The sequence below is a fragment of the Aliiroseovarius crassostreae genome (genome assembly GCF_001307765.1).
GTDB lineage: Bacteria > Pseudomonadota > Alphaproteobacteria > Rhodobacterales > Rhodobacteraceae > Aliiroseovarius > Aliiroseovarius crassostreae.
This window is the reverse complement of record NZ_LKBA01000004.1, coordinates 289,732-309,613: the sequence shown is the minus strand read 5'-3', so window position 1 is coordinate 309,613 and position 19,882 is coordinate 289,732. Positions and strand designations below refer to the sequence as shown.

Sequence of the window (19,882 nt, the reverse complement as noted above, 5' to 3'; positions counted from 1 at the left end):
TTCAGGCCGCTCCTGAAACGCTTCAACCAACCTCGGCAATCACCCCATCTTCCAGCCGCAATACCCGGTCCATCCGGGCGGCCAGTTCAAGGTTATGCGTGGCGATAAGCGCCGACAGGCCCGTGTCCCGCACCAGTTCCATCAGGGCGGCAAACACGGTGTCCGAGGTGGAAGGGTCGAGATTGCCGGTGGGTTCATCCGCCAGCAAGATCGCGGGGCCATTGGCCAGCGCCCGACAAAAGGCAACACGTTGCTGCTCACCGCCGGACATTTCCGCCGGACGGTGATCCGCGCGCTCCGCCACGCCCACACGTGCCAGCAGATCCTGCGCCCGCGCCCGGGCCGCGCGGTCAGACACCCCCGCAGCGAGCTGCGGCAGAACCACGTTTTCCAATGCGGTAAACTCCGGCAGCAAGTGGTGGAACTGATAGACAAACCCCACCCGATCCCGGCGCATTTCGGTGCGTTTGCGGTCAGCGGCGCGGGTCATGTCCTGCCCGCAGATCTTCACCTGTCCGGCGTCCGCCCCATCCAAAAGCCCGGCAATATGCAGAAGTGTGGATTTGCCGGAACCGGAGGGCGCAACCAGTGCCACCACCTCACCTCTGGCAAGGGTCAGGTCGGCACCGCACAGCACGCGGATTTCGCCGGGGGTTGCGGGATTGAAGGTCTTTTCCAGGCCGGTAAGTTCAAGAACGGGATCACTCATAACGCAGCGCCTCTACCGGGTTCATTCGTGCTGCCTTGCGGGCAGGAAACAGGGTAACAACAAAGCTGAGCGTCAGCGACAGGGCCACCGCAGAGAAGACATCCCAGAACTCAAGCTTGGCCGGCAGGCGATAAATGCCACGGATCTGCGGATCCCATGCCCCCCCGCCGGAAAGGTAATTCACCAGCGAAAACACGCTGTCGATATTGATCGCAAACAGGCAGCCAAGGATCACCCCCGCAATGGTGCCCACCACACCAGTGAGCGAACCACAGAGGAAAAACACCCGCAAGACCGCCCCTTCGGTCAGCCCCATGGTGCGCAGAATGCCAATGTCACGCCCCTTGTTCTTGACCAGCATGATCAGGCCCGAGGTGATGTTCATCGACGCGATCAGCACCAGCACCGACAGGATGATGAACATCACGTTGTCTTCCATATCAAGCGCATTCAAAAACGCCCCGGACCGGTCACGCCAGGTCCAGGTGGTTGAGGGTTCCTGCACGGCCTGCATGATCGGCAAAAACAGCTCATCCACCGCTTCCGGCTCCTCGACCATCACCTCGATCTCATCTGCGGTGCCTTCGCGGTTGAAAAAGCTCTGCGCCTCGGCAAAGGGCAGATAGACACGGGTGCGGTCAATGTCCCAGCGACCGGCCGTAAAGATATACGTGACCTCATAGACATTCACCCGAGGACTGGTGCCAAAGGCGGTTTTCACCCCGTTGGGCGAAATGATCTTGATCTTGTCACCGGTGGTCACCCCCAGCTCCTGCGCCACACCCGACCCGATCGCAATCCCGTTTGGAAACTGCGAAATATCGCCCAGATGGCTTTCCGGCCGTGCGATGCGGGGAATGGTCAGAAGGTCCTCATAACGGGTGCCAAAGATCTCAACACCGGCATTGTTTTGCCCCTTGTTGGCCATCACCTGCCCCTTGATCAGCGGGGCTGCGCGGGTCACGCCGGGGAGTGCGCCAATGCGCTCAGCCCAGGCGTCAAAATCCCGGATCTCGCGGGTGACCTGCCCCTGATCGTTCACATGGGTCTGGGAAAACACGGTGACATGGGAATTGGCCCCAAGGATCGTGTCGACGAATTCGTCCCGGAACCCGGTGCGCACGGCAAGGGTGATGATCAGCGCGGCCACGGCCAGCGTGATGCCAATCAGGCTGATCCATGTCATCGTGCTGACCCCGCCTTCGGTGCGACGCGCGCGCAGATAGCGCCAGGCGATCATCCATTCATAGCGGGAAAAGGGGGCGGTGCGGGCCAAGGGGCACTCCGGTTCTTGCTCGTTTGCTTGCGTTTTTTGTAAGGGAGAGGCCAGCAGTTGCCACTTCCCCCTCATTCTGACTGGCAAAGTGGGGGGTCGGCCCGCAAAGGTCAAGCATGAGGCCGCCTTGCATCCCTGTCTTTGCCCTCAATCGGCAGCAAAACGCCTTGTGCCAGCACCGTTTTCAACATGCTGAACCGATCCCGTGGACAAAGCCTCCCCGCTCTGTGGAGAAGCCACAGATTTCTGTGGACAAGTGAGGTTATTTCACAAGTTCCTCTTTACAGGTTACCCCAAAGCAGACACCATATCTAGTAAGGAAACGGCCCGAAGACCGCCGAACCTAGTACAGGCAACGAGATCTGCACCGCATCATTGGGGCGATGCCAGCGCGGATCTGACACTAAGAAGGGTACGCGCATGGCTGCCACCGAGCATTACCTTGAAACCGACGACATGCATCCGATCGACATTGTCGAATATATCGCCGAGCACCACGCCTGGGAGTTTGACCGGGTGGCCGATGACCAGATCGCCATGGCGGTCGAGGGACAGTGGCGCAACTACTCGATCACGCTGGCCTGGTCCGATTATGACGAAACCCTGCGGCTGATCTGCAGCTTTGAAATGGAACCGCCCGAGGACAAGCTGCCGAAAATCTATGAAGCGTTGAACAGTATCAACGATCAGTGCTGGAAGGGGGCCTTTTCCTACTGGCACGAACAGCGGCTGATGGTGTGGCGCTACGGGCTGGCCCTGACCGGCGGCGGGACGGCGTCCCCCGAACAGATTGACCACCTGATCGCCACGGCGGTGGCCACGTCCGAGCGGTTCTACCCCGCCTTCCAACTGGTTTCCTGGGGGGATCACACGGTAGAAAACGCCCTGCAGGTGGCCATTGCCGATGCCTATGGGCGGGCCTGAGACCGCTTAGGCCGGGCAAAACAGGGGCAAAAGGAATACGAGAAACGAGCAGTTCTCCCAGCAAAATTCGGTCTTTCGGGGCCGTTTTTTGTTGCCTGAAACAGGTGACCGGCAGAAGGGGCTTTGCCCCTCGCCTCTTCGAGGCTCACCCCAGGATATTTCCAACCAGAAAATAAGCCCCGCAGCACGGTTTGCGCACAGGTTGCCGATTGCGGCCCGGCATTGTCCTGTCTTGAGCAAGTCAACCAAAGCGTGTCGAGGCACACCTGATCCACTTGATTTGCCCAAAACGCGCGGAACCTGTTGATGCCATGGACGTTTCGGTATCAAACTGTGTTTCACGCTGGCCTCAAACGCTTTCATTTCGGCCAGAATTCGGGAGGGAAACGGATGGATGATCTGAAAACGCGCGGACTGGTGCTGCTTGGCTGTGGCAAGATGGGGTCGGCGATGCTGGAAGGCTGGCTGGGGCAAGGGCTGCCAGCCCGGTCGGTCTGGGTGCAGGATCCTTACCCGTCGGACTGGCTGAAAGGGCTGGACGGCCTCAACCTGAACCAACCGCTGCCTGCAAACCCCGCCATTGTGCTGATTGCGGTGAAGCCGCAGATGATGACCGACGCCCTGCCCGAGCTGGCCTCGTTCGGCAATGGGGATACGCTGTTTCTGTCCGTGGCCGCAGGCACGCCGATTGCCACTTATGAAGCCCTGCTTGGCGAGCGCACCCCGATCATCCGCGCCATGCCCAACACGCCGGCGGCGATTGCCCGTGGCATCACCGCAATCTGCGGCAACGCGATGGCAGATGCGGCCCAAATGGACCTGGCCGAGATGCTGTTATCTGCGGTGGGCCAGGTGGTGCGTCTGGACGGAGAAGTGCAAATGGACGCGGTCACCGCCCTTTCCGGGTCCGGCCCGGCCTATGTTTTCCACCTGATCGAGACACTGGCCGCGGCGGGGGCTGCGCAGGGTCTGCCTGAGGATCTGGCCATGCAACTGGCCCGGGCCACGGTGGCGGGCGCGGGGGCGCTTGCGCAAGAGGCCGAGGAGACCCCGGCGCAATTGCGTGTAAACGTGACCTCTCCCGGTGGGACCACGGCGGCGGCCCTTGCGGTTTTGATGGAGGAAGACAATGGCTTCCCCGCGCTGCTCACCCGCGCGGTGAAAGCGGCAGCGGACCGGTCAAGGGAGCTTGCAAATGGCTGATCTCACACCTGAAATCACGTTTGATGATTTCATGAAAATCGACATACGCAAAGGCACGGTTCTGCGTGCTGAACCTTTCCCCGAGGCGCGCAAACCGGCCATCAGGCTCTGGGTTGATTTTGGGCCGGATGTGGGGGAGCGCAAAAGCTCAGCCCAGATCACCCAGCACTACACGCCCGAAGAGCTGGTTGGAAAATCGGTGCTGGGGGTGGTGAATTTCCCACCGCGTCAAATTGGCCCGATGCGGTCAGAGGTGCTGATCCTTGGGCTTTATGATGCGCAGGGCAATGTCGGGTTGATCACGCCGGACAAAGACACCCCGGATGGGGCACGCCTATGCTGAGCCTCTTTATCTCTCGCCCGCTTCCCGATGCGGTTCTGGATCGGGCCCGGGCGGGATTTGACGTCACCTTGCGCCACGACACCAGCGCGATGGGGATGGCCGAGATGGTCACCTCGTTGCGTGAATTCGATCTGGTCCTGCCCACGCTGGGCGATCTTTACACGGCTGAAGTGTTTGCCGAGGCGGGAGAAAGCCGCGCGCGGCTGCTTGCCAATTTCGGGGTGGGCTACAATCACATCGACGTTGAGGCCGCTCGGCGCCACGGGGTTGCGGTCAGCAACACTCCCGGCGCGGTGACCGATGCCACCGCCGACACCGCCATGACACTGATCCTGATGACCGCCCGACGCGCCGGTGAAGGGGAGCGTCTGGTTCGGGCTGGCGCGTGGGAGGGCTGGCATCCAACCCAGATGCTGGGCCTGCACGTGACCGGAAAAACCGTGGGGATCATCGGCATGGGACGGATCGGGCAGGCCATTGCCCGGCGCTGTCATTTTGGCTTTGGCATGAAGGTCGTGTATTTCAACCGCTCCCCCAAGCCGGTCGATTTCCCGGCCCGGCAGATGCAGAGCATATCGGAGGTTGCCCGCAGCTGTGACATTCTGGTCATTGCCACGCCGGGGAGTGCCGAAACGCATCACCTGATCGGGGCCGAGACCTTTGCCTCCATGCAGCCCCATGCGCTGATGGTCAACATCTCACGCGGGGAAGTGGTGGATGAACAGGCCTTGATTGCCGCGCTGGACGCCCGGTCCATCGGCGGGGCGGGGCTGGATGTCTATGAGTTCGAGCCTGCGGTGCCGGAGGCGTTGATGCGCTTTGAAAACGTAACCCTGCTGCCCCATCTTGGCACCGCCACGCTGGAGGTGCGCACCGACATGGGCATGTTGGCATTGGATAATCTGGAGGCTTTTGCCCGGGGGGATGCGCTTCTTACCCCTGTGTGAGGGGCGCCCGCGCGGCGCGGATCAGAAACGTCTCAGCGATCCGCCTGATCGCCCACCGCTTCGCGCCAATGGCGGCGGCAAAGAGACACATAGGTTTCGTTTCCGCCGATCTGCACCTGGGCCCCGTCCACCAGCACCTTGCCGGTTTCGTCCTGCCGCACCACCATCGTCGCCTTCTTGCCACAGTGGCAGATGGTGCGCGCCTCGCGCATTTCATCGGCCAGGGCCAGCAGGGTGGCGGAGCCGGGAAACAGGTTGCCCTGAAAATCCACCCGCAGCCCGTAGCACATGATGGGCACATCAAGATCATCCACCGCACGGGCCAGTTGCCATACCTGTTCGTGCTCCAGAAACTGGGCCTCATCAATAAAGATACAGGCACAGGGAGCAGCCTCCAGCCGTGTCTTGATCTTGGCGAAAAGGTCTTCTCCGGCCTCAAACGTATCTGCTTTGGCCCCGATCCCGATCCGCGATCCAATCCGCGCCTCACCTGCCCTGTGATCGAGCTTTGCCGTCAGGAGATAGGTCTGCATATTGCGTTCGTTATAGTTATACGACGCCTGCAGAAGCAGGGTGGATTTCCCCGCATTCATGGTTGAATAGTGGAAGTACAGTTTTGCCATGGTCCTGAAATACGCTGCGGACCAGACCGGTTCAACCGGCAATCTGCCCACATGTCGAACCGCAGACTATTCCCCACACCCTTTCAGCCACCCGGCGGGCGGCGCAAAGGAAAAGCAGTATGGGGGCGAAACAGTGACACCAACACCCGAGGTCAGTAGCACATTGTGCCTTGGGGATGGAACAGACCTCATCACTCACACGCACCACTCATTTCGAGCTTCGGAAAAGCTTCCGAATTTCCCAGGAAATTGCCTAGGCCCCCACCTGTTTCAGCGCTTGCGCACCAAAACCATTTACCCTTCACTCTACAACTTCATAAAAGCCATTCCCTTGGCGCCAGAATAATGGGAAAAGGAAGGTGGAATTCCCCGTGGCCCGTGTATTGGGCCACAGCATGAGGTTAAAAGCATGGCAAGCATTGGCAGCTACTTGAAGAAACACACCGAAGCATTGGTGAAAGATGTCGGCTTGGAAGCCGCATGCGAACTGACCGGCAAATCCAAGGCCACTTTGGGGCGCTATTATTCCGACAGTGACGAACATAGCGATCGCTTCATGCCAATTGATGCTGTGGCGTCTTTGGAAGAAGCGTCGAAATACCCGCATGTGACCGGGGCATTGGCCGAGTTGAAGGGGATTACCCTGTCTTATGACGCCGAGCGGAAGAACCGTCCCTCGGGCGGTGTGAATGCGGATGTTATTGCGCTTTCTCAAAGGTTTGCAATGCTGATGGCAGAGTATCAGCAATCCATAGAGGACGGTGTGATCACCATAAACGAGGCAAAACGTCTGCTGCGCGAAACCCTCGCCTTGCAACATGTGCTGCTGGATATGAAGCTGCATCTGGAAGAAGAAGCGGGCTGAGCCTTTTGCGCGGAAAACCCGGATTTGGCGCGGGGGTCAGCCCAGCAGGATCACCAACCAGGCAATCCCAACCGCAATTGCCGTCAAGCCGACAAAGGCACTGGCGGCATCCTTGGCCCGGCCGGCAAGCTCGTGATGGTCTTGCGTGACCAGATCCACGGCGCGTTCAATCGCCGTATTGATCAGTTCAGCAGCAATCACCAGAAAGCCAAGCGAGAGAATCAGCGCGCGTTCCACCGTGCTGAGATCCAGCACGAATGCCAGTCCCGAGGACAGGATCCAGGCATAAACCCATTGGCGCACGGATTTTTCATTGCGCCAACCGTCACACCATCCCTGCCATGACCAACGGCAACGATCCCAAAAGCGGGCCAGTTCCATTTGCACCCGTGCCCACATCAGCCATCCCGCCTTTCCAGATAGTGCTCCACCGCATCCTGCACCCGGCGAAACCTGTCTCCGCCCAGCTTGACGCCGCCATACCAGCGCGTCACCACGATGATGTGATCGCTTAACCCCGCGCGCTCCAGCATACGCACGATCACCATGCCCGCGCCGCTTTCGCCATCATCCCCCTTCTGCGGGCCATCCTCAAGGATAGCCCCCCAGGTGTTATGGGTTGCCTTGGCGAATTTTTTGTTTTTGGTCAGTTGCTTGAGGAAATCTCGCACGTCATCGCGCGTTGTGACAGGCCCACCCGTCACCGCATATTTCGATCCCCGATCCGTGAGAAATCCGGTAAATTGCTGCATCTTCATCCGCGCCATGGGACATACTATAATCCCGGTCTGCGGAGGGGGCTAGCCCAGCCGTTTGAAAAGCCCGCGGTTCTGGCAGATTTCCGGGGAAGAGTGGGATCCCCCTTCATGATTGTCGAGCCAAAGCTGGCACCCTTCCGGGTCCGAACATTGCATGCAGCGATGCACCGCGTCATCCAGCCCGGTAAAGCTGATCCGCCCGGCTTCGAGTTCTTCTGTCAGGTTCAACCCCTGGGTTGCGGCCATCCGCTCGACCAGGTCAGCGTGATAGGCAAAGCCTTGTCTGATTGTATCCTTCATAGGTCTATCCTCCACCCCCAAGTGTGCCGGGGGACCTCTCATCCCACCTTGACCTCGGTCAAACAGGGGTTTGGCGCACAGCAATGGCCGTAAGAGATGTCAATGTTGTGGGCGGTTCGGAACAAACAGGTGTTTCAAATTCATCCCGAAACGCTTTAGGCTGGGATCATGTTTACAATCGAGCATGAATTTGACGCCACGGTCGTCACCCTCGTTGATGAAGGCGAAACACCCCTGAAGGAAGATGTCACCATTACGGCCTTTGCCAGTTGTGTGACCGTCGAACAATGGGATCCGCGCACGGACGAGGTGCAGAAAATCACCCTGTCGATGACGCAGATCACCGATCTGGTCGCAGCGCTGGATCTGCCGGAAGGGATCTACCGCACCGTGCGCCCCGGCGACGAGATCGACGAAAGCTGAGACCTTCGGCACGTGCGCCCGATGCATACGGGTCAGTGCAGTCGGTCGGGGCGGCCGGTCGGGAAGACGCCCTGCCCGGCTGTGGGGGCTCAGGCCTCGCCCTGAATGCGGTCGATATAGGCGCGGAGTTCTTCGGCCTCTTGCCGTGCATCCCGCAGGCCATCCATGGCGGCGCGCAGTTCGGCCTCGGTCTGCTGGTGTTGATTGGTCAGTTCCGCCTCACGGCTCTGCAGATAGGTGATGGCCTGATCGCGGGTTTCTTCCGCTTCGTGCAATTGCTGCGCCATACGGTCAATTTCCCCCATCTCATTGCCGGTAACCTTGGCAAAGCGATGGATGATCCAATGGGCAAACCATCCAAGTGCAAATGCGGCAAAGAGGATAATCGCGGTGACGATGATAAATTCGGTGCGGTTCATCCGCAGACTCCTTGTGGCTTATTGCGACGCGGCATCCGCGGGGTCGACTGTGTCGGGGCGCGGAGCGGGACGGGGGTCTTCTGTTCCCGGTGTTTGAACCAGAGTGGCGGGGCCGGCGTAATCGCTGGCGGCGGGGGCGGTTTTCTGATCCTCGGCCTGCCCGGCATCGGAGCGGTCCTGGACCTCTGCCTTATCAGGCTGTGCGTCTGTTTCAACGGCAGGATCGGACGGATCTGTATCCTCGGTGCTGGCCTCCGCCGATCCGGTCGGGGTGGCTTCGTCCGGGCCAGACGGGACAGCCTCATCGGAGGGCAGATCCAGCAGGCGGAATTCGATCCGACGGTTCGCCTCGCGCCCCTCTTCGGTGCCATTATCCGCGATCGGATCGTCTTCGCCATACCCTTTGGCGGACAGGTTTGACGTCAGCACCCGCCGGCCCAGCAGCGCGGTCAGAACGGCCTGAGCGCGGCTTTGCGACAACGCCCGGTTCATTTCTTCACGCCCCTGACTGTCGGTATACCCTGCGATTTCCATCCGCACATCCTCGCAGGCGCGCAGCTGTTCGGCGATCTTGTCAAGCGTATCCCCGGCGGAGGCTTCGATATTGGCGGACCCCGGCGCGAAACTGATCTTGCTGTCCGTCAGGAAGCCGTTGATGGCCGCCACGCATTCCTGCGGGCTGGGCAAGCCCAGTTGCGGGTCGAGTTTTTCCTGATAGGTCACATTGATCTGATAGTTCTGCGACGCCCCAAGCTTTTCGGCCAGGATGCGCGAGATGGTGGCGCTGGCTTCCGGGTCCCCGGTATTGCCACGCACATCCACCACGTCTGGCTGCACCACAACCGCCCCATTGGCGAGATACCCCAGCACCTCAAGCCCGGCCAGCACACGGATGGGCCAGCCTTCCGGCAGGTCCGGGTCAAGCCGGGTGGCTTCATAAACCCGTGACACACCAAAGGCGGCCTTGGCATAGCTTTCAGCGGCGGCACGTTGCAGGTCATCGGTCATGCGCCCGCGCAATTGCACCAGCCCTTCGGGGCTGAGGGTGGCCACAAACTCGGGCGGGCCGTCTTCGCCGTCTCCCGAGCCATCAATCTTGACAATTTCCGGCAGGACCGAATGCAGGGAATAGAGCTGGGGCAGATCGGCCTCAAGCTCTCCCACGACCCGGTCAAACACCGCCTGTTTGGTGCCCGCGGGGGCCACAAGGGTCACATCCGCATCCGAGAACGTAACGGAACCGCCGCCAAACTTGCTGACAGCCTGGATGCCGGCATTGACGGCCTCGGGCCAGTCAGGAGACGGCACCCCAAGGCCAATTGTACAGTCTATCTCCCCTTCGATCCCGGCCTGCGCGGCGGCGGCGGCAATCTTGGCGCGCCCGATCTGGTCATGGGCCGAACAGGCGTCAAAGCGCGGGGTCCCCTCTTCGATCAGGAAGCGCAGGGTAAAGGGGGTGATCACCGGGCGCGGCGCCGAAATATCCATCAACAGCAACAGGTTGCGTGGGGCCTCACGTTTCAGCTCACGTTCCCACCCGGCCTTCTGCTTTGCACTGTCGGACACGGCCGTGATCGAGACACGTTTGGCATCCATCGAGATTTTGGCGCGCGGCAGCGTTTCAAGCGCGGTCACGGCAAAGTCCAGCACCTCATCCCAGTTTGCGGGGGTGGTATAATCGGCGGTCCCCATAAGGTCGGTGACATGGGTGCGTCCGGCAATATCCTTGATACGCTCTTTCAACCGGTCCCGGTCGGAACTGGCCGGGATCAGGCCGATCAGAGAAATACCCGCATCATTGCGCAGGATTTCCAGAGAAAATCGCGGCGGGGCGATATCTTCGGTGGCGGCGACCTGCATATTGTCGATCACCCGCCCGCTGTCGATCACCGTGCCGGCGGCCGAAACGGCGCGAAGGCGGGCCACCTCGTCCGGGGCGATGCCGGAAAGCACAACCTCAAGACCATCTGCCTCAACCTCGACCCACTCAAACCCCCGCAACAGGAATTCGTCCCGCACCCCTTCTGCTGACAGGGTTTCAATGGTCGACACAGCCACCCGTGCGCCGACAAGTGACAGCAGGGCAGCAGCGGCAAACAGGCCGGGGGCCAAAAACGAGGGGGCAAGGCGCATTATCCGGTTCCGGGTCCAATGGAAGAGGTCAATCACTGCAATCGTCTTAGGCGACCGCCGCCGGTGGTGCAATCACAGCAGCGCAGAAATGGCAAGAAACAGCACAGGAATCAGGCCGGTATCGCGGTTTGAGCGAAAAAGTCGCAGGCAGGTTTCGGTATTATCGATATCAAGCATCCGCATCTGCCATGCCATATGCCACCCCATCGCCCAGGCCCCTCCCAGCGCCACCACCAGCGACAGGGCGTTGCGTTCACCCAACGCCTGCACCATGGCCAGCGCCATCATCACGATGGTAAGGATCATGAACAGAATCAACCATTTGTGGGTTTTCTCCCCAAACAGGCGCGCGGTGGATTTCACCCCGATCAGCGCGTCATCTTCCTTGTCCTGATGGGCATAGATCGTGTCGTAAAAAAGGGTCCAGCTGATCCCGGCGAGATAAAGCGCAACCGCTGGCCATTCGAGGCTGCCGCGATGCGCCACCCAGGCCAGAAGCGCGCCCCAGTTGAAGGCAATGCCCAGAAAGGCCTGCGGCCACCAGGTAAACCGTTTGGCAAAGGGATAAACCAGCACCGGGATCACCGCGACAAACCCCATGACAATGGCCGCCATATTGAAGGTCAGCAGGATCCCCAGCGAAATCAGCGCCTGCAATCCCATCCAGATCACCGCCCCACGCACACTCACCTGTCCCGAGGGGATCGGGCGGCTGCGGGTGCGCTCAACCGCGGCATCAAACTTGCGGTCGGTGATATCATTCCAGGTGCAGCCCGCCCCGCGCATCAGGAAAGAACCAATGGCGCAGCCCAGCGCAATCCACAGATCAAAGGGTCCAAACCGGCCTGAATGCCCAATGGCCAGCAACAGCCCCCACCAGCAGGGGATCAGCAAAAGCCAGGTGCCAATCGGCCGGTCCGCACGGGACAGGCGCAGATAAGGGCGCGACCAGGCGGGGGCCAGATGATCCACCCAATTGCCCGTATAAGCGTCCGCCACCTGGCCGGTTTGCTCTGGAAGTTCGTCACGTTGGGTCATAGGGTTCGCTCATGAAACAGGCAAAAGTTCGACTCTTTGTAGAGCAGCCTCTGGGCAAGGGGCAAACCGTTTTGATGGATCGCGATCAGGCGAACTATCTTTTCAACGTCATGCGCATGGGCGCGGGCGATCTGGTCGCCCTGTTCAACGGGCGGGATGGCGAGTTTACCGCCGAAGTGGTCGAGGCAGGGAAACGCAAAGGCGTGCTGCTGTGCCAGCGCCAGACAAAACCCTTGCAACTGCCACCGGACCTCTGGCTGTGCTTTGCGCCGATCAAAAAGGCGCGCACCGATTTCATCGTGGAAAAAGCTGCTGAAATGGGGGCTGCGGTGATCCAGCCGATGCAAACCGCCTTTACCAATTCAGAACGGATCCGCCGCGACCGGCTGCAGGCCCATGCGGTTGAGGCCACTGAGCAATGCGGCGGCACCTATGTGCCCGAACTGCGCGAACTGGAACGGCTCGATAAACTCCTGACCATCTGGCCGGAAGACCGCCAGATCATGTTCTGTGACGAGGCGCTGGTGGGCGCCAAAGAGGTGCTGGGCGAGGTCGGCGGCGACAAATGGGCCATTTTCATTGGCCCCGAAGGCGGGTTTTCCGAAGCCGAGCGCGCCAAGCTGCGCGACATGGGGCACGCGGTCAGCCTTGGCCCCCGCATCCTGCGCGCCGACACCGCTGCCGTGGCCGCACTGACCATCTGGCAGCAACATCTGGGGGATTGGGGGTGAGCCCCCCGGCGGACACATCTGCCCCGGCCCGCATTTTCGGCATCCTCGCCCGCGCGGCCCCGGTGGCGGTTCTGTTTCGGCGCGGCCCCTCACGACATGTGCAGATGCTGCGCTGGGATCTCGAGACGGACAAGGTGACGCCGGGCCAGTGGCTGAAACACCGCGTGTATGAACGGCGCGGGGATCTGTCCCCGGACGGGCGGCACCTGATCTATTTCGCGGCCCCGCACAAACCACCCCTCGACAGTTACACCGCAATCAGCCGCCCGCCGTATTTCACCGCGCTGGCCCTGCTGCCGCATGGCGGGGCATGGAACGGGGGCGGCGTGTTTCTCGACAACAAGCGATACTGGGTGGATCAGAGCGGGCCATGCATACCGCAAGCGGATCAGCATCATCCCGGCTGCACGCTTTCACGGGTGATGCAGCCGCCCGCCCATCTTGTGCCCTCAATGGGCGAAGACGCGGTGCTTTACCTGCCACGGCTTCAGCGTGACGGCTGGACGCTTGAGGCACAGGACACCACCGGATCGGGCTGGCTGCGCACAGAGACATGGCACCTGTCCCGGCCGGTCATCGCGGGCTGGACCCTGCACAAACGCTTTACCGCGTCTTTGACCGAAAAAGGCCCGCAGGGACAGATTTACTGGGAAACCCACAGGCTGGAAGGGCCGGACGGGGGGCAGGATTTGCACGATGGCTGGGCCGAGGCCCATCGGGGAGAGGTGCTGTTTGCAAAAGATGGCGACCTGTTTCGCCAAGCGCCCAGAGGAACGCCCCGCCTGATTGCCCATCTCACGCCCAATAGGTTCGAACCGGTCAGCGCACCTTATGAGGGAATTATCCGTCCCACATCCCCTGCCACATCCCCTCCCACATCCTCTGGCCCGATAAAAGACATGTCCCCCTGGCATCCGCTCAAGGACGACAAGACATGATCCGCCCGGCCCGCCCCGGTGACGAAGCGGCCATGATGCAGTTCCTGTCACGCCACGCCGAAACCACCATGTTCATGCGGGCGGGGCTGGCGCACTTTGGGTTGACCGGATCCGAGCACCCCCATGCGGCAAAGTTCTGGGTTGAAGATAAAGACAGCAAGATCAGTGGCGTGTTCTCCCGCTCCAACGCAGGTTTCCTCAATGCCTGCGGGGAAGGGGCGATATTCTGGCAAGGGTTTCATGATGCGATGCAGGGGCAGCAGGTGGCCGGGCTGAACGGCGCGGCGAAACTGGTCGACGGGATGAAGGCGGTGCTGGCCCTCGAAGACGCCGCCTATGATCTGAACCGGGTGGAGCCGCTCTATCGCCTGCAACTGGATCAATTGCGAGATCCGGGGGCAGCTGAGATCCGCAAACCAGAGCCGCATGACGCTGCGCTCCTGACCCGCTGGTTTCGCGCCTACCATATCGAGGCCTTGGGTGCCGCGGATGATGCGGCGCTGACACAGGTGATTGCGGACCGCGTGGACACCACCATTGCCACGGGCCATGTGCGCCTGTTGATCGAAGAGGGCACCCCGGCCGCCATGACCGCCTTCAACGCACACTTGCCCGACATGGTGCAGATCGGTGGGGTCTATACCCCGCCCGAAGCGCGCGGACGGGGGCTTGCGCGCCGGGTCGTGGCCGCCCATCTGAAAGAGGCGCGCGCCGGCGGGGTCAAGACCGCAATTCTTTTTGCCAGCGGGGATGCCGCCTGTCGCGCCTATGAAGCCATCGGGTTTGAACGGATCGGGGACTATACGCTCGCCATCCTGTCGACCCCCGTCACGATCGGAGCCCGCCCATGATCCGCCCCGACGCACAGGCCCAGATCCTGCGCTATCGCGAAGCCCTGATCGGGGCGGGGGGGTCTGCCCTTGGCCTGTGGTGGGCGATCGGGTCGCTGGGCCTGTTGAAATGGATGGGTGTCGCGCTGACCCTGATCGGCGCGGCGGTCGCTTGGCAGGGGGTGCAACGGGCGCGCATCCGCATCGGAACCGGGGGCGTTGGTGTGGTGCAGGTCGACGAGCGTCAGGTGATTTATCTGGCGCCGGTCGGCGGAGGGTTTGCCTCGCTTGACCTGATCCACGAAATCAGCATTGCGCGGGACATGGCAGGGCTGCCGGTCTGGCGCTTTCGCACCGGGATGGAGCTTTTGACCATTCCGGTTTCTGCCGAAGGATCGGAACAGCTGTTTGACGCCATGGCCGTGCTGCCGGATATCGACATTTCCGCCGCCATCCGGGCCGTCAACGCCGCCATTGATGCGCGCAACGCAACAGCCAGTCCTGACAGAGTCGTGATCTGGTCGCGCAAGGTCGTCCCCCTGCATTGACACCGCCCCGCGTTTCCCCCACCTAATGCGGATCCGAGATACGCGCGAGGAGTGCCCTTCATGTCCATCCCCCAATCCGGCGGCGGCCCGATCACCGACCACACGCAGCTGGCCCAGTTCCTGGAAGACGGCTGCAAACCGCGCGAGGCGTGGAAGATCGGCACCGAGCATGAGAAGTTCGGCTATTGTCAGGACACGCTCAAACCACTGCCTTACGCGGGCGACCGGTCGATCCTGCATATGCTGGAAGGGCTGCGCGATGGGTTCGGTTGGGAAGAGGTGCGCGAAAGCGGCAACCTGATTGGCCTGAAACGCAACGGTGCCAATATCTCGCTCGAACCCGGCGGACAGTTTGAACTGTCTGGCGCACCACTCGATACCATCCACCAGACCTGCGACGAGGTGAATGAACACCTGCACGAAGTGCAGCAGATTGCGGATAAAATCGGTGTGCGCTTCATTGGCCTGGGGGCGGCCCCGGAATGGCCCCACGCGCAGATGCCGGTGATGCCGAAAGGGCGCTACAAGCTGATGACCGACTATATGGACACGGTCGGCACCCATGGCAAACAGATGATGTATCGCACCTGCACCGTGCAGGTGAACCTCGATTTCGCGTCTGAGGCTGACATGGTGCAGAAGTTCCGCGTCGGGCTGGCGTTGCAGCCGGTGGCCACGGCACTTTTTGCCAACTCGCCGTTTTTCGAAGGCAAACCGAACGGGCACAAAAGCTGGCGCTCGCGCATCTGGCGCGATCTGGATGCGTCGCGCACCGGGATGCTGCCTTTCGTGTTTGAAGAGGGGATGGGGTTTGAGCGTTACGTGCAATATGCGCTCGATGTGCCGATGTATTTTGTCTATCGCGACGGGAAATACATCAATGCTTTGGGCATGTCGTTTCGCGATTTCATGCAAGGAAAGCTGCCCGCCCTGCCGGGTGAAACACCTACCCTGTCCGATTGGGCCGACCACCTGACCACCGCCTTTCCCGAAGTGCGGATCAAGCAATATATGGAAATGCGCGGCGCGGATGGCGGCCCGTGGCGTCGTATCTGTGCCCTGCCCGCCTATTGGGTGGGTCTGATGTATTGTCAGGACAGCCTGGATGCGGCCTGGGATCTGGCCAAGGGCTGGGATGCAGAGACCCGCGAAGCCCTGCGCGTGGCGGCCTCAGTCGATGGGCTGCAAGGTGAAGCAAACGGCGTGAAGATCATTGATCTGGCCCGCGAAACCGTCGAGATCGCCAAACAGGGGCTTAAAAACCGGGCCCGCCCGGGGATCGGCGGCATGGTGCCGGATGAACGCCACTTCCTCAACGCACTGCAAGACAGTGTGGAAGAAGGAAAAACGCCTGCGGATGAGTTGTTGGAGCATTACCACGGCGACTGGAAAGGTGACTTGAAACGGATCTACGCCGAATACAGCTATTGATCCCACCAAACTGGACAGTCAGCCGGGTTGGAAAGCCAGCCAGATCGAAACCTCAGAAGGGCCGCGCCTCAAAAGCGCGGTCCTTTCTTTTCTGTGGCATTTAAAACGTTTCGGTTTGGCGGCCTTCAGGCGGGTTCCGTGGCATAGGGGCGCAGCCCTTTCAGCGCCAGATCTGCCCCCAGATAGGTGTCACAGGCCACCCCCTGCGCCGACAATGCCTTTTCATAGACATTGGTCGAGCGGGCATTGCCGATCAGCGCCACCCGCTGCCCCAGCCAGTAAGGGCGCATCGCGGCAAGTTCGGCACCCACCAGGGCGCCGGTCAGCTGGGACGCGGCCTCAGCCTCCGACACCAACCCAAGGGTTCTGGCGGCCTCAAGGCTCGCGATCTTGCTGGCAAGTTTCTGCGGGCGGGCGATAATATCAGACAGCGTGTGCTCAAATCCCTCGCCAACACTTGACGTGACCCCAAGCAGCCCCGCCAGCCGCACCGTCGCGGCAGCCTGAAAGCTGACAATCTCTTCGGCGCTGATCTGTGCCCAGACCGTCTGTTCGCCGATCAGGCAGGCCACCCCGTCGAATTTGGGATCCTGCGCCAATAGCCCGGCCAGCCGCACCACCTCATAGCCGATCAGCCCGGCAGGGTTTTCCTGTTTGACCGCAGGGGCAAGATAAAGACGCGGATCCACATGCGGCACATGACGGGGGGCGGCCAGAGCACATGGCACGCTGAGCGGGGCCCCGGCCCGCACCCCGGTGGCCAGAATGCGGGTATGTGGCTGCAGTGACACCGTATGTTCAATCTCGGGCACAAGGGATTCCAGCGTCACCCCGGCATCCAGAGTGCGGCGAATCTCATCCCCCCCATTGGGCCACATTCGCAGAATGCGCCCCTTCACCTCGACAGCAATCCATTCCATTTTACTTCCCCCAAAGGCGTTGTCCGGCAAGATCTAAGGCAAGATCGAGGTCATTTTATAACACGATTTTTCCCCCTTCACCCCCGAAACCACCCCAGTTTAACACAAATGGCGGGAATATGCCTTGCCTGCAAAGACCCGGCATGGCATTCCCCCCACGCCCGCAGGTGGAACAGGGCAGATGAGAGAGGTCAATTTGCTGCTCTTTCCCATTTGACTTAGTTTGAAATGCCGCCTATAGACCGGGCTTCGAATAGACACTTGCCCGAATCCGTAGCAAGAGATCGTCGACTGCTTGATCTGAGTGATCAGAGCGCGGGGACGAGAGACGGAACCGGGCCCAAACGGAGACGGGCGATGAAACGCACCTATCAACCCTCGAACCTGGTTCGCAAACGCCGTCACGGCTTCCGCTCGCGCATGGCCACCAAAGCTGGCCGCAAAATCCTGAACGCGCGTCGTGCGCGTGGCCGGAAGTCGCTGAGCGCATAAGCTTTGACCGCAGATCACCGGATTTCCGTGACTGCGCCGGACAAGATAAGATGCAGACCGCCGAGGCCCATGCCTGCGGCGGTTTTTGCACATGAGGGGATGATATGCTGACCACATTGACCCAAAGGCGCGATTTTCTGTCCGCAGCCCGTGCGCGTCGCGCGCCCCAGCCGGCCTTTCTGCTGCAGGCCCGGCGCCGGCGGGACGACGAACCGGCCGGCGAAGGCCCACGCATTGGCTATACATGCTCGAAGAAAGTCGGCAATGCCGTGGCCCGCAACCGCGCCAAGCGGCGCCTGCGTGCCATTGCCCGCGAGGTGCTGCCCACCCATGGCAAGCCGGGCTGGGACTATGTGCTTATCGGCCGCAAGGACGCCACCGCCACCCGCCCCTATAATGACCTGGTGGAAGATCTGATTCGCGCGTTGAAAGAGGTCCACACCCCGCGCGCGCCCCGCCCGAAGCCAAAACCAAAGCCGAAAAACTAGAAAACTAGAAAACTAGAAAACTAGAATCCAACCCAGAGGCCCCGTCAATGACCCCGCTTGCCCATCTTGCCGCCCTGCCCATCCGGGCCTACCGGCTGATCTTCTCCCCCTGGGTCGGGTTCAATTGCCGCTATCAACCCACCTGTTCGGCCTATGCGCTTGAAGCCCTGGAAAAGCACGGCGCCATCAGGGGCAGCTGGCTGGCTGCCAAACGCATCGCCCGCTGCAATCCCTGGGGGTCCTGCGGCTACGACCCTGTCCCCCACGGGCGTCCCGACCGGTCCGGATGTGACCATTCGTGATCCGGCCTAAAGCGTTTCGGGATTAACTTGAGACACATATCTATTCCGAAACGCCCACGACATTGATATCTCTTGCAGCGCTTCGGTTTTGCCCTGTGTCAGGTTAAAACCGAAACGCTTTAAGTGCCCTTTCCGCCACAGGTTGAATATTCTTCGCAAGCAAGCTTGTTTGAAGTCCCTCTTGCGCTAAAACGGCCTCACCCGAAACAGCAAACAAGAAGGAGGGGCTACATGACCAATATCAACGCATCGACCCTCCGAGCCGCCGATCGTGCCGCCTTTGCCGCACATCCAAAAGGCTTTGCCGCGGGCTTCTGGACCGTCTTCGCGTCGTAAACGCGACCGCACGACGAACCACCCTTTCCGGTATTTGAACATCAGGCCCCCACACGGGTGTCGTCTCTCAAAACCGGTTGTCTCTAACATTTTGTGATCACAGACCAATCCCTGCGCCTGCGCTCAGCCGATTGCACTCTCTGTCACAAATTTTCCTACCCAACCGCATGGCGATCCAAGCTCCCTTGGCGCCATGTCCAAATAAAGGGACCCGGCACCAGCCGGTCATAAAACCATGATGGACAGTAATTTTCACACCGGAGCGATCCGGCTTCAGGACCTGATTGACGATCTCGTCACCGAACATGGCGCCGGACGCGTCACACGCGTGCTGGTGACGAACCTGCTTGCACGGCTGCGTAAGCGGCCACGCGGAGAGGAACTCAGCAACCACCTGCGTCGCGACGTGGGCCTGCCGCCGCATGACCCGCCCCCAGGGTTTCGAGATCTCATGATGTAATCCACCGGGGCAAAATGCCCCTTCCCGCGCAATTCCCACTCTCCGGCACGGTTTCCACTGTGCCGGCCGATGGCTTGCGGCCTGAGAACCGTTTTCGTCACCAGCCCAGCCCACTTCCGCTTGAGCTGAAGGGGGCTTGAGGTCGCAAGCTGCCCACGAATCATCCCAATGAACAAGGAATATGACATGACCACCTCTCCCAACTTACCGCGCCGCCAGGGCAACCCGATGGCTCAGGTCATCGCCGCGCTGATCAAACGCCACGGTCGCTGGCGTGTTCTGCGCGCGGCATTGTTTACAGGCGCGCCCCTGCCGCGTCGCCATCGCCAGACTCCGCGCTCTCCCCACCTTGCAAAGGACATGGGCCTGCCGGAGGTAAAGGACCTTTATCCGCCCGCTTCCGGCAGGGATATTTTCTGGTGACCCCACGGGGCGAGACCATCTG

The 19,882-nt window shown here is 60.9% G+C and carries 26 protein-coding genes; 16 read left to right on the top strand and 10 right to left on the bottom strand.

Features of this window, described 5'->3' with window-relative positions; genetic code table 11:
- Positions 1 to 22: 22 nt before the first annotated feature.
- Positions 23 to 709 carry an ABC transporter ATP-binding protein gene (locus AKJ29_RS03685; RefSeq protein WP_055188045.1) on the bottom strand — a complete coding sequence of 229 codons (687 nt, stop codon included), beginning with the start codon at positions 707 to 709 and terminating at the stop codon, positions 23 to 25.
- Complete coding sequence (locus AKJ29_RS03680) at positions 702 to 1,985, bottom strand: lipoprotein-releasing ABC transporter permease subunit (protein ID WP_055188043.1); 1,284 nt, start codon at positions 1,983 to 1,985, stop codon at positions 702 to 704. Before AKJ29_RS03680 ends, AKJ29_RS03685 begins: the two co-directional genes overlap by 8 nt.
- Positions 1,986 to 2,405: 420 nt before the next feature.
- Between AKJ29_RS03680 and AKJ29_RS03675 the strand changes: the two genes are divergently transcribed.
- The 4 genes from AKJ29_RS03675 (at position 2,406) to AKJ29_RS03660 (ending at position 5,402) form a co-directional block, all read left to right on the top strand.
- A complete protein-coding gene (locus tag AKJ29_RS03675; RefSeq protein WP_055188041.1) occupies positions 2,406 to 2,909 on the top strand; it encodes a type III secretion system chaperone family protein in 504 nt (167 codons plus the stop codon).
- A 390-nt stretch (positions 2,910 to 3,299) separates the two neighbouring features.
- Positions 3,300 to 4,112 (top strand): pyrroline-5-carboxylate reductase, encoded by an 813-nt coding sequence (proC, locus tag AKJ29_RS03670; RefSeq protein WP_055188038.1) that lies wholly within the window; start codon positions 3,300 to 3,302, stop codon positions 4,110 to 4,112.
- Positions 4,105 to 4,455 (top strand): tRNA-binding protein, encoded by a 351-nt coding sequence (locus tag AKJ29_RS03665; RefSeq protein ID WP_055188036.1) that lies wholly within the window; start codon positions 4,105 to 4,107, stop codon positions 4,453 to 4,455. Before proC ends, AKJ29_RS03665 begins: the two co-directional genes overlap by 8 nt.
- The gene (locus AKJ29_RS03660) at positions 4,452 to 5,402 is read left to right on the top strand and encodes a 2-hydroxyacid dehydrogenase (protein ID WP_074963596.1); all 951 of its coding nucleotides are present in this window, start codon (positions 4,452 to 4,454) and stop codon (positions 5,400 to 5,402) included. The genes AKJ29_RS03665 and AKJ29_RS03660 overlap by 4 nt, the downstream gene beginning before the upstream one ends.
- Positions 5,403 to 5,434: 32 nt before the next feature.
- Here the strand turns inward: AKJ29_RS03660 and AKJ29_RS03655 are convergent, their stop codons facing one another.
- Positions 5,435 to 6,025: a thymidine kinase gene (locus AKJ29_RS03655; protein ID WP_055188980.1), complete on the bottom strand. Its 591-nt coding sequence runs from the start codon at positions 6,023 to 6,025 to the stop codon at positions 5,435 to 5,437.
- A 409-nt stretch (positions 6,026 to 6,434) separates the two neighbouring features.
- On the opposite strand from AKJ29_RS03655, the gene AKJ29_RS03650 reads away from it, so the two are divergent.
- The gene (locus AKJ29_RS03650) at positions 6,435 to 6,890 is read left to right on the top strand and encodes a hypothetical protein (RefSeq protein ID WP_055188032.1); all 456 of its coding nucleotides are present in this window, start codon (positions 6,435 to 6,437) and stop codon (positions 6,888 to 6,890) included.
- Positions 6,891 to 6,926: 36 nt separating this feature from the next.
- Here the strand turns inward: AKJ29_RS03650 and AKJ29_RS03645 are convergent, their stop codons facing one another.
- The 3 genes from AKJ29_RS03645 to AKJ29_RS03635 are packed head-to-tail and all read right to left on the bottom strand — an operon-like array spanning position 6,927 to position 7,948.
- Entirely contained in the window at positions 6,927 to 7,289 is a 363-nt protein-coding gene (locus tag AKJ29_RS03645) for a diacylglycerol kinase (protein WP_074963576.1), read from the bottom strand.
- Positions 7,289 to 7,642: a YigZ family protein gene (locus AKJ29_RS03640; RefSeq protein WP_055188976.1), complete on the bottom strand. Its 354-nt coding sequence runs from the start codon at positions 7,640 to 7,642 to the stop codon at positions 7,289 to 7,291. The genes AKJ29_RS03645 and AKJ29_RS03640 overlap by 1 nt, the downstream gene beginning before the upstream one ends.
- 48 nt (positions 7,643 to 7,690) lie before the next feature.
- Positions 7,691 to 7,948: a DUF6455 family protein gene (locus AKJ29_RS03635; protein ID WP_055188030.1), complete on the bottom strand. Its 258-nt coding sequence runs from the start codon at positions 7,946 to 7,948 to the stop codon at positions 7,691 to 7,693.
- A 168-nt stretch (positions 7,949 to 8,116) separates the two neighbouring features.
- Here AKJ29_RS03635 and AKJ29_RS03630 point away from each other — a divergent pair, with 168 nt between their 5' ends.
- Positions 8,117 to 8,371 carry a hypothetical protein gene (locus tag AKJ29_RS03630; protein WP_055188028.1) on the top strand — a complete coding sequence of 85 codons (255 nt, stop codon included), beginning with the start codon at positions 8,117 to 8,119 and terminating at the stop codon, positions 8,369 to 8,371.
- An 89-nt stretch (positions 8,372 to 8,460) separates the two neighbouring features.
- On the opposite strand, the gene AKJ29_RS03625 is transcribed toward AKJ29_RS03630, so the two are convergent.
- From AKJ29_RS03625 to ubiA, 3 genes are all read right to left on the bottom strand, one after another.
- Positions 8,461 to 8,790, bottom strand: coding sequence for a hypothetical protein (locus AKJ29_RS03625; protein WP_055188026.1), 330 nt, complete (start codon positions 8,788 to 8,790; stop codon positions 8,461 to 8,463).
- Positions 8,791 to 8,808: 18 nt separating this feature from the next.
- On the bottom strand, positions 8,809 to 10,923 hold the full coding sequence (locus AKJ29_RS03620; RefSeq protein ID WP_074963575.1) for an OmpA family protein: 2,115 nt from the start codon (positions 10,921 to 10,923) through the stop codon (positions 8,809 to 8,811).
- A 72-nt stretch (positions 10,924 to 10,995) separates the two neighbouring features.
- Positions 10,996 to 11,961 (bottom strand): 4-hydroxybenzoate octaprenyltransferase, encoded by a 966-nt coding sequence (ubiA, locus tag AKJ29_RS03615; RefSeq protein WP_055188024.1) that lies wholly within the window; start codon positions 11,959 to 11,961, stop codon positions 10,996 to 10,998.
- An 11-nt stretch (positions 11,962 to 11,972) separates the two neighbouring features.
- Between ubiA and AKJ29_RS03610 the strand changes: the two genes are divergently transcribed.
- From AKJ29_RS03610 to AKJ29_RS03590, 5 genes are read left to right on the top strand one after another with little or no spacing between them, the layout of a single operon-like run.
- Positions 11,973 to 12,692, top strand: coding sequence for a 16S rRNA (uracil(1498)-N(3))-methyltransferase (locus AKJ29_RS03610; protein WP_055188022.1), 720 nt, complete (start codon positions 11,973 to 11,975; stop codon positions 12,690 to 12,692).
- Entirely contained in the window at positions 12,689 to 13,630 is a 942-nt protein-coding gene (locus AKJ29_RS03605; RefSeq protein WP_139231287.1) for a hypothetical protein, read from the top strand. Before AKJ29_RS03610 ends, AKJ29_RS03605 begins: the two co-directional genes overlap by 4 nt.
- The gene (locus tag AKJ29_RS03600; protein WP_055188018.1) at positions 13,627 to 14,481 is read left to right on the top strand and encodes a GNAT family N-acetyltransferase; all 855 of its coding nucleotides are present in this window, start codon (positions 13,627 to 13,629) and stop codon (positions 14,479 to 14,481) included. Before AKJ29_RS03605 ends, AKJ29_RS03600 begins: the two co-directional genes overlap by 4 nt.
- Complete coding sequence (locus AKJ29_RS03595) at positions 14,478 to 15,008, top strand: hypothetical protein (protein ID WP_055188016.1); 531 nt, start codon at positions 14,478 to 14,480, stop codon at positions 15,006 to 15,008. The genes AKJ29_RS03600 and AKJ29_RS03595 overlap by 4 nt, the downstream gene beginning before the upstream one ends.
- A gap of 60 nt (positions 15,009 to 15,068) precedes the next feature.
- Positions 15,069 to 16,439 carry a glutamate--cysteine ligase gene (locus AKJ29_RS03590; RefSeq protein ID WP_055188014.1) on the top strand — a complete coding sequence of 457 codons (1,371 nt, stop codon included), beginning with the start codon at positions 15,069 to 15,071 and terminating at the stop codon, positions 16,437 to 16,439.
- A gap of 125 nt (positions 16,440 to 16,564) precedes the next feature.
- On the opposite strand, the gene AKJ29_RS03585 is transcribed toward AKJ29_RS03590, so the two are convergent.
- Entirely contained in the window at positions 16,565 to 17,359 is a 795-nt protein-coding gene (locus AKJ29_RS03585; RefSeq protein WP_055188012.1) for a 2-dehydro-3-deoxygalactonokinase, read from the bottom strand.
- Positions 17,360 to 17,716: 357 nt separating this feature from the next.
- On the opposite strand from AKJ29_RS03585, the gene rpmH reads away from it, so the two are divergent.
- The 5 genes from rpmH (at position 17,717) to AKJ29_RS03560 (ending at position 19,860) form a co-directional block, all read left to right on the top strand.
- Positions 17,717 to 17,851: a 50S ribosomal protein L34 gene (gene rpmH, locus AKJ29_RS03580; RefSeq protein ID WP_048599009.1), complete on the top strand. Its 135-nt coding sequence runs from the start codon at positions 17,717 to 17,719 to the stop codon at positions 17,849 to 17,851.
- Between the two features lie 104 nt (positions 17,852 to 17,955).
- The gene (rnpA, locus tag AKJ29_RS03575) at positions 17,956 to 18,339 is read left to right on the top strand and encodes a ribonuclease P protein component (protein WP_055188010.1); all 384 of its coding nucleotides are present in this window, start codon (positions 17,956 to 17,958) and stop codon (positions 18,337 to 18,339) included.
- A gap of 47 nt (positions 18,340 to 18,386) precedes the next feature.
- Entirely contained in the window at positions 18,387 to 18,641 is a 255-nt protein-coding gene (gene yidD / locus AKJ29_RS03570) for a membrane protein insertion efficiency factor YidD (protein ID WP_055188008.1), read from the top strand.
- A gap of 571 nt (positions 18,642 to 19,212) precedes the next feature.
- The gene (locus tag AKJ29_RS03565; RefSeq protein ID WP_055188007.1) at positions 19,213 to 19,437 is read left to right on the top strand and encodes a hypothetical protein; all 225 of its coding nucleotides are present in this window, start codon (positions 19,213 to 19,215) and stop codon (positions 19,435 to 19,437) included.
- A gap of 186 nt (positions 19,438 to 19,623) precedes the next feature.
- Positions 19,624 to 19,860, top strand: coding sequence for a hypothetical protein (locus tag AKJ29_RS03560; RefSeq protein ID WP_139231286.1), 237 nt, complete (start codon positions 19,624 to 19,626; stop codon positions 19,858 to 19,860).
- The last annotated feature ends 22 nt before the right edge of the window (positions 19,861 to 19,882 follow it).

Coding starts and splice junctions, on each gene's coding strand:
- AKJ29_RS03645 (WP_074963576.1), bottom strand. CDS start 7,289: ATGTGGGCACGGGTGCAAATGGAACTGGCCCGCTTTTGGGATCGTTGC.
- AKJ29_RS03560 (WP_139231286.1), top strand. CDS start 19,624: ATGACCACCTCTCCCAACTTACCGCGCCGCCAGGGCAACCCGATGGCT.
- yidD (WP_055188008.1), top strand. CDS start 18,387: ATGACCCCGCTTGCCCATCTTGCCGCCCTGCCCATCCGGGCCTACCGG.
- AKJ29_RS03610 (WP_055188022.1), top strand. CDS start 11,973: ATGAAACAGGCAAAAGTTCGACTCTTTGTAGAGCAGCCTCTGGGCAAG.
- rnpA (WP_055188010.1), top strand. CDS start 17,956: ATGCTGACCACATTGACCCAAAGGCGCGATTTTCTGTCCGCAGCCCGT.
- AKJ29_RS03665 (WP_055188036.1), top strand. CDS start 4,105: ATGGCTGATCTCACACCTGAAATCACGTTTGATGATTTCATGAAAATC.
- AKJ29_RS03595 (WP_055188016.1), top strand. CDS start 14,478: ATGATCCGCCCCGACGCACAGGCCCAGATCCTGCGCTATCGCGAAGCC.
- AKJ29_RS03675 (WP_055188041.1), top strand. CDS start 2,406: ATGGCTGCCACCGAGCATTACCTTGAAACCGACGACATGCATCCGATC.
- AKJ29_RS03650 (WP_055188032.1), top strand. CDS start 6,435: ATGGCAAGCATTGGCAGCTACTTGAAGAAACACACCGAAGCATTGGTG.
- ubiA (WP_055188024.1), bottom strand. CDS start 11,961: ATGACCCAACGTGACGAACTTCCAGAGCAAACCGGCCAGGTGGCGGAC.
- AKJ29_RS03620 (WP_074963575.1), bottom strand. CDS start 10,923: ATGCGCCTTGCCCCCTCGTTTTTGGCCCCCGGCCTGTTTGCCGCTGCT.
- AKJ29_RS03655 (WP_055188980.1), bottom strand. CDS start 6,025: ATGGCAAAACTGTACTTCCACTATTCAACCATGAATGCGGGGAAATCC.
- rpmH (WP_048599009.1), top strand. CDS start 17,717: ATGAAACGCACCTATCAACCCTCGAACCTGGTTCGCAAACGCCGTCAC.
- AKJ29_RS03630 (WP_055188028.1), top strand. CDS start 8,117: ATGTTTACAATCGAGCATGAATTTGACGCCACGGTCGTCACCCTCGTT.
- AKJ29_RS03635 (WP_055188030.1), bottom strand. CDS start 7,948: ATGAAGGATACAATCAGACAAGGCTTTGCCTATCACGCTGACCTGGTC.
- AKJ29_RS03685 (WP_055188045.1), bottom strand. CDS start 709: ATGAGTGATCCCGTTCTTGAACTTACCGGCCTGGAAAAGACCTTCAAT.
- AKJ29_RS03640 (WP_055188976.1), bottom strand. CDS start 7,642: ATGCAGCAATTTACCGGATTTCTCACGGATCGGGGATCGAAATATGCG.
- AKJ29_RS03625 (WP_055188026.1), bottom strand. CDS start 8,790: ATGAACCGCACCGAATTTATCATCGTCACCGCGATTATCCTCTTTGCC.
- AKJ29_RS03590 (WP_055188014.1), top strand. CDS start 15,069: ATGTCCATCCCCCAATCCGGCGGCGGCCCGATCACCGACCACACGCAG.
- AKJ29_RS03565 (WP_055188007.1), top strand. CDS start 19,213: ATGATGGACAGTAATTTTCACACCGGAGCGATCCGGCTTCAGGACCTG.
- AKJ29_RS03585 (WP_055188012.1), bottom strand. CDS start 17,359: ATGGAATGGATTGCTGTCGAGGTGAAGGGGCGCATTCTGCGAATGTGG.
- proC (WP_055188038.1), top strand. CDS start 3,300: ATGGATGATCTGAAAACGCGCGGACTGGTGCTGCTTGGCTGTGGCAAG.
- AKJ29_RS03600 (WP_055188018.1), top strand. CDS start 13,627: ATGATCCGCCCGGCCCGCCCCGGTGACGAAGCGGCCATGATGCAGTTC.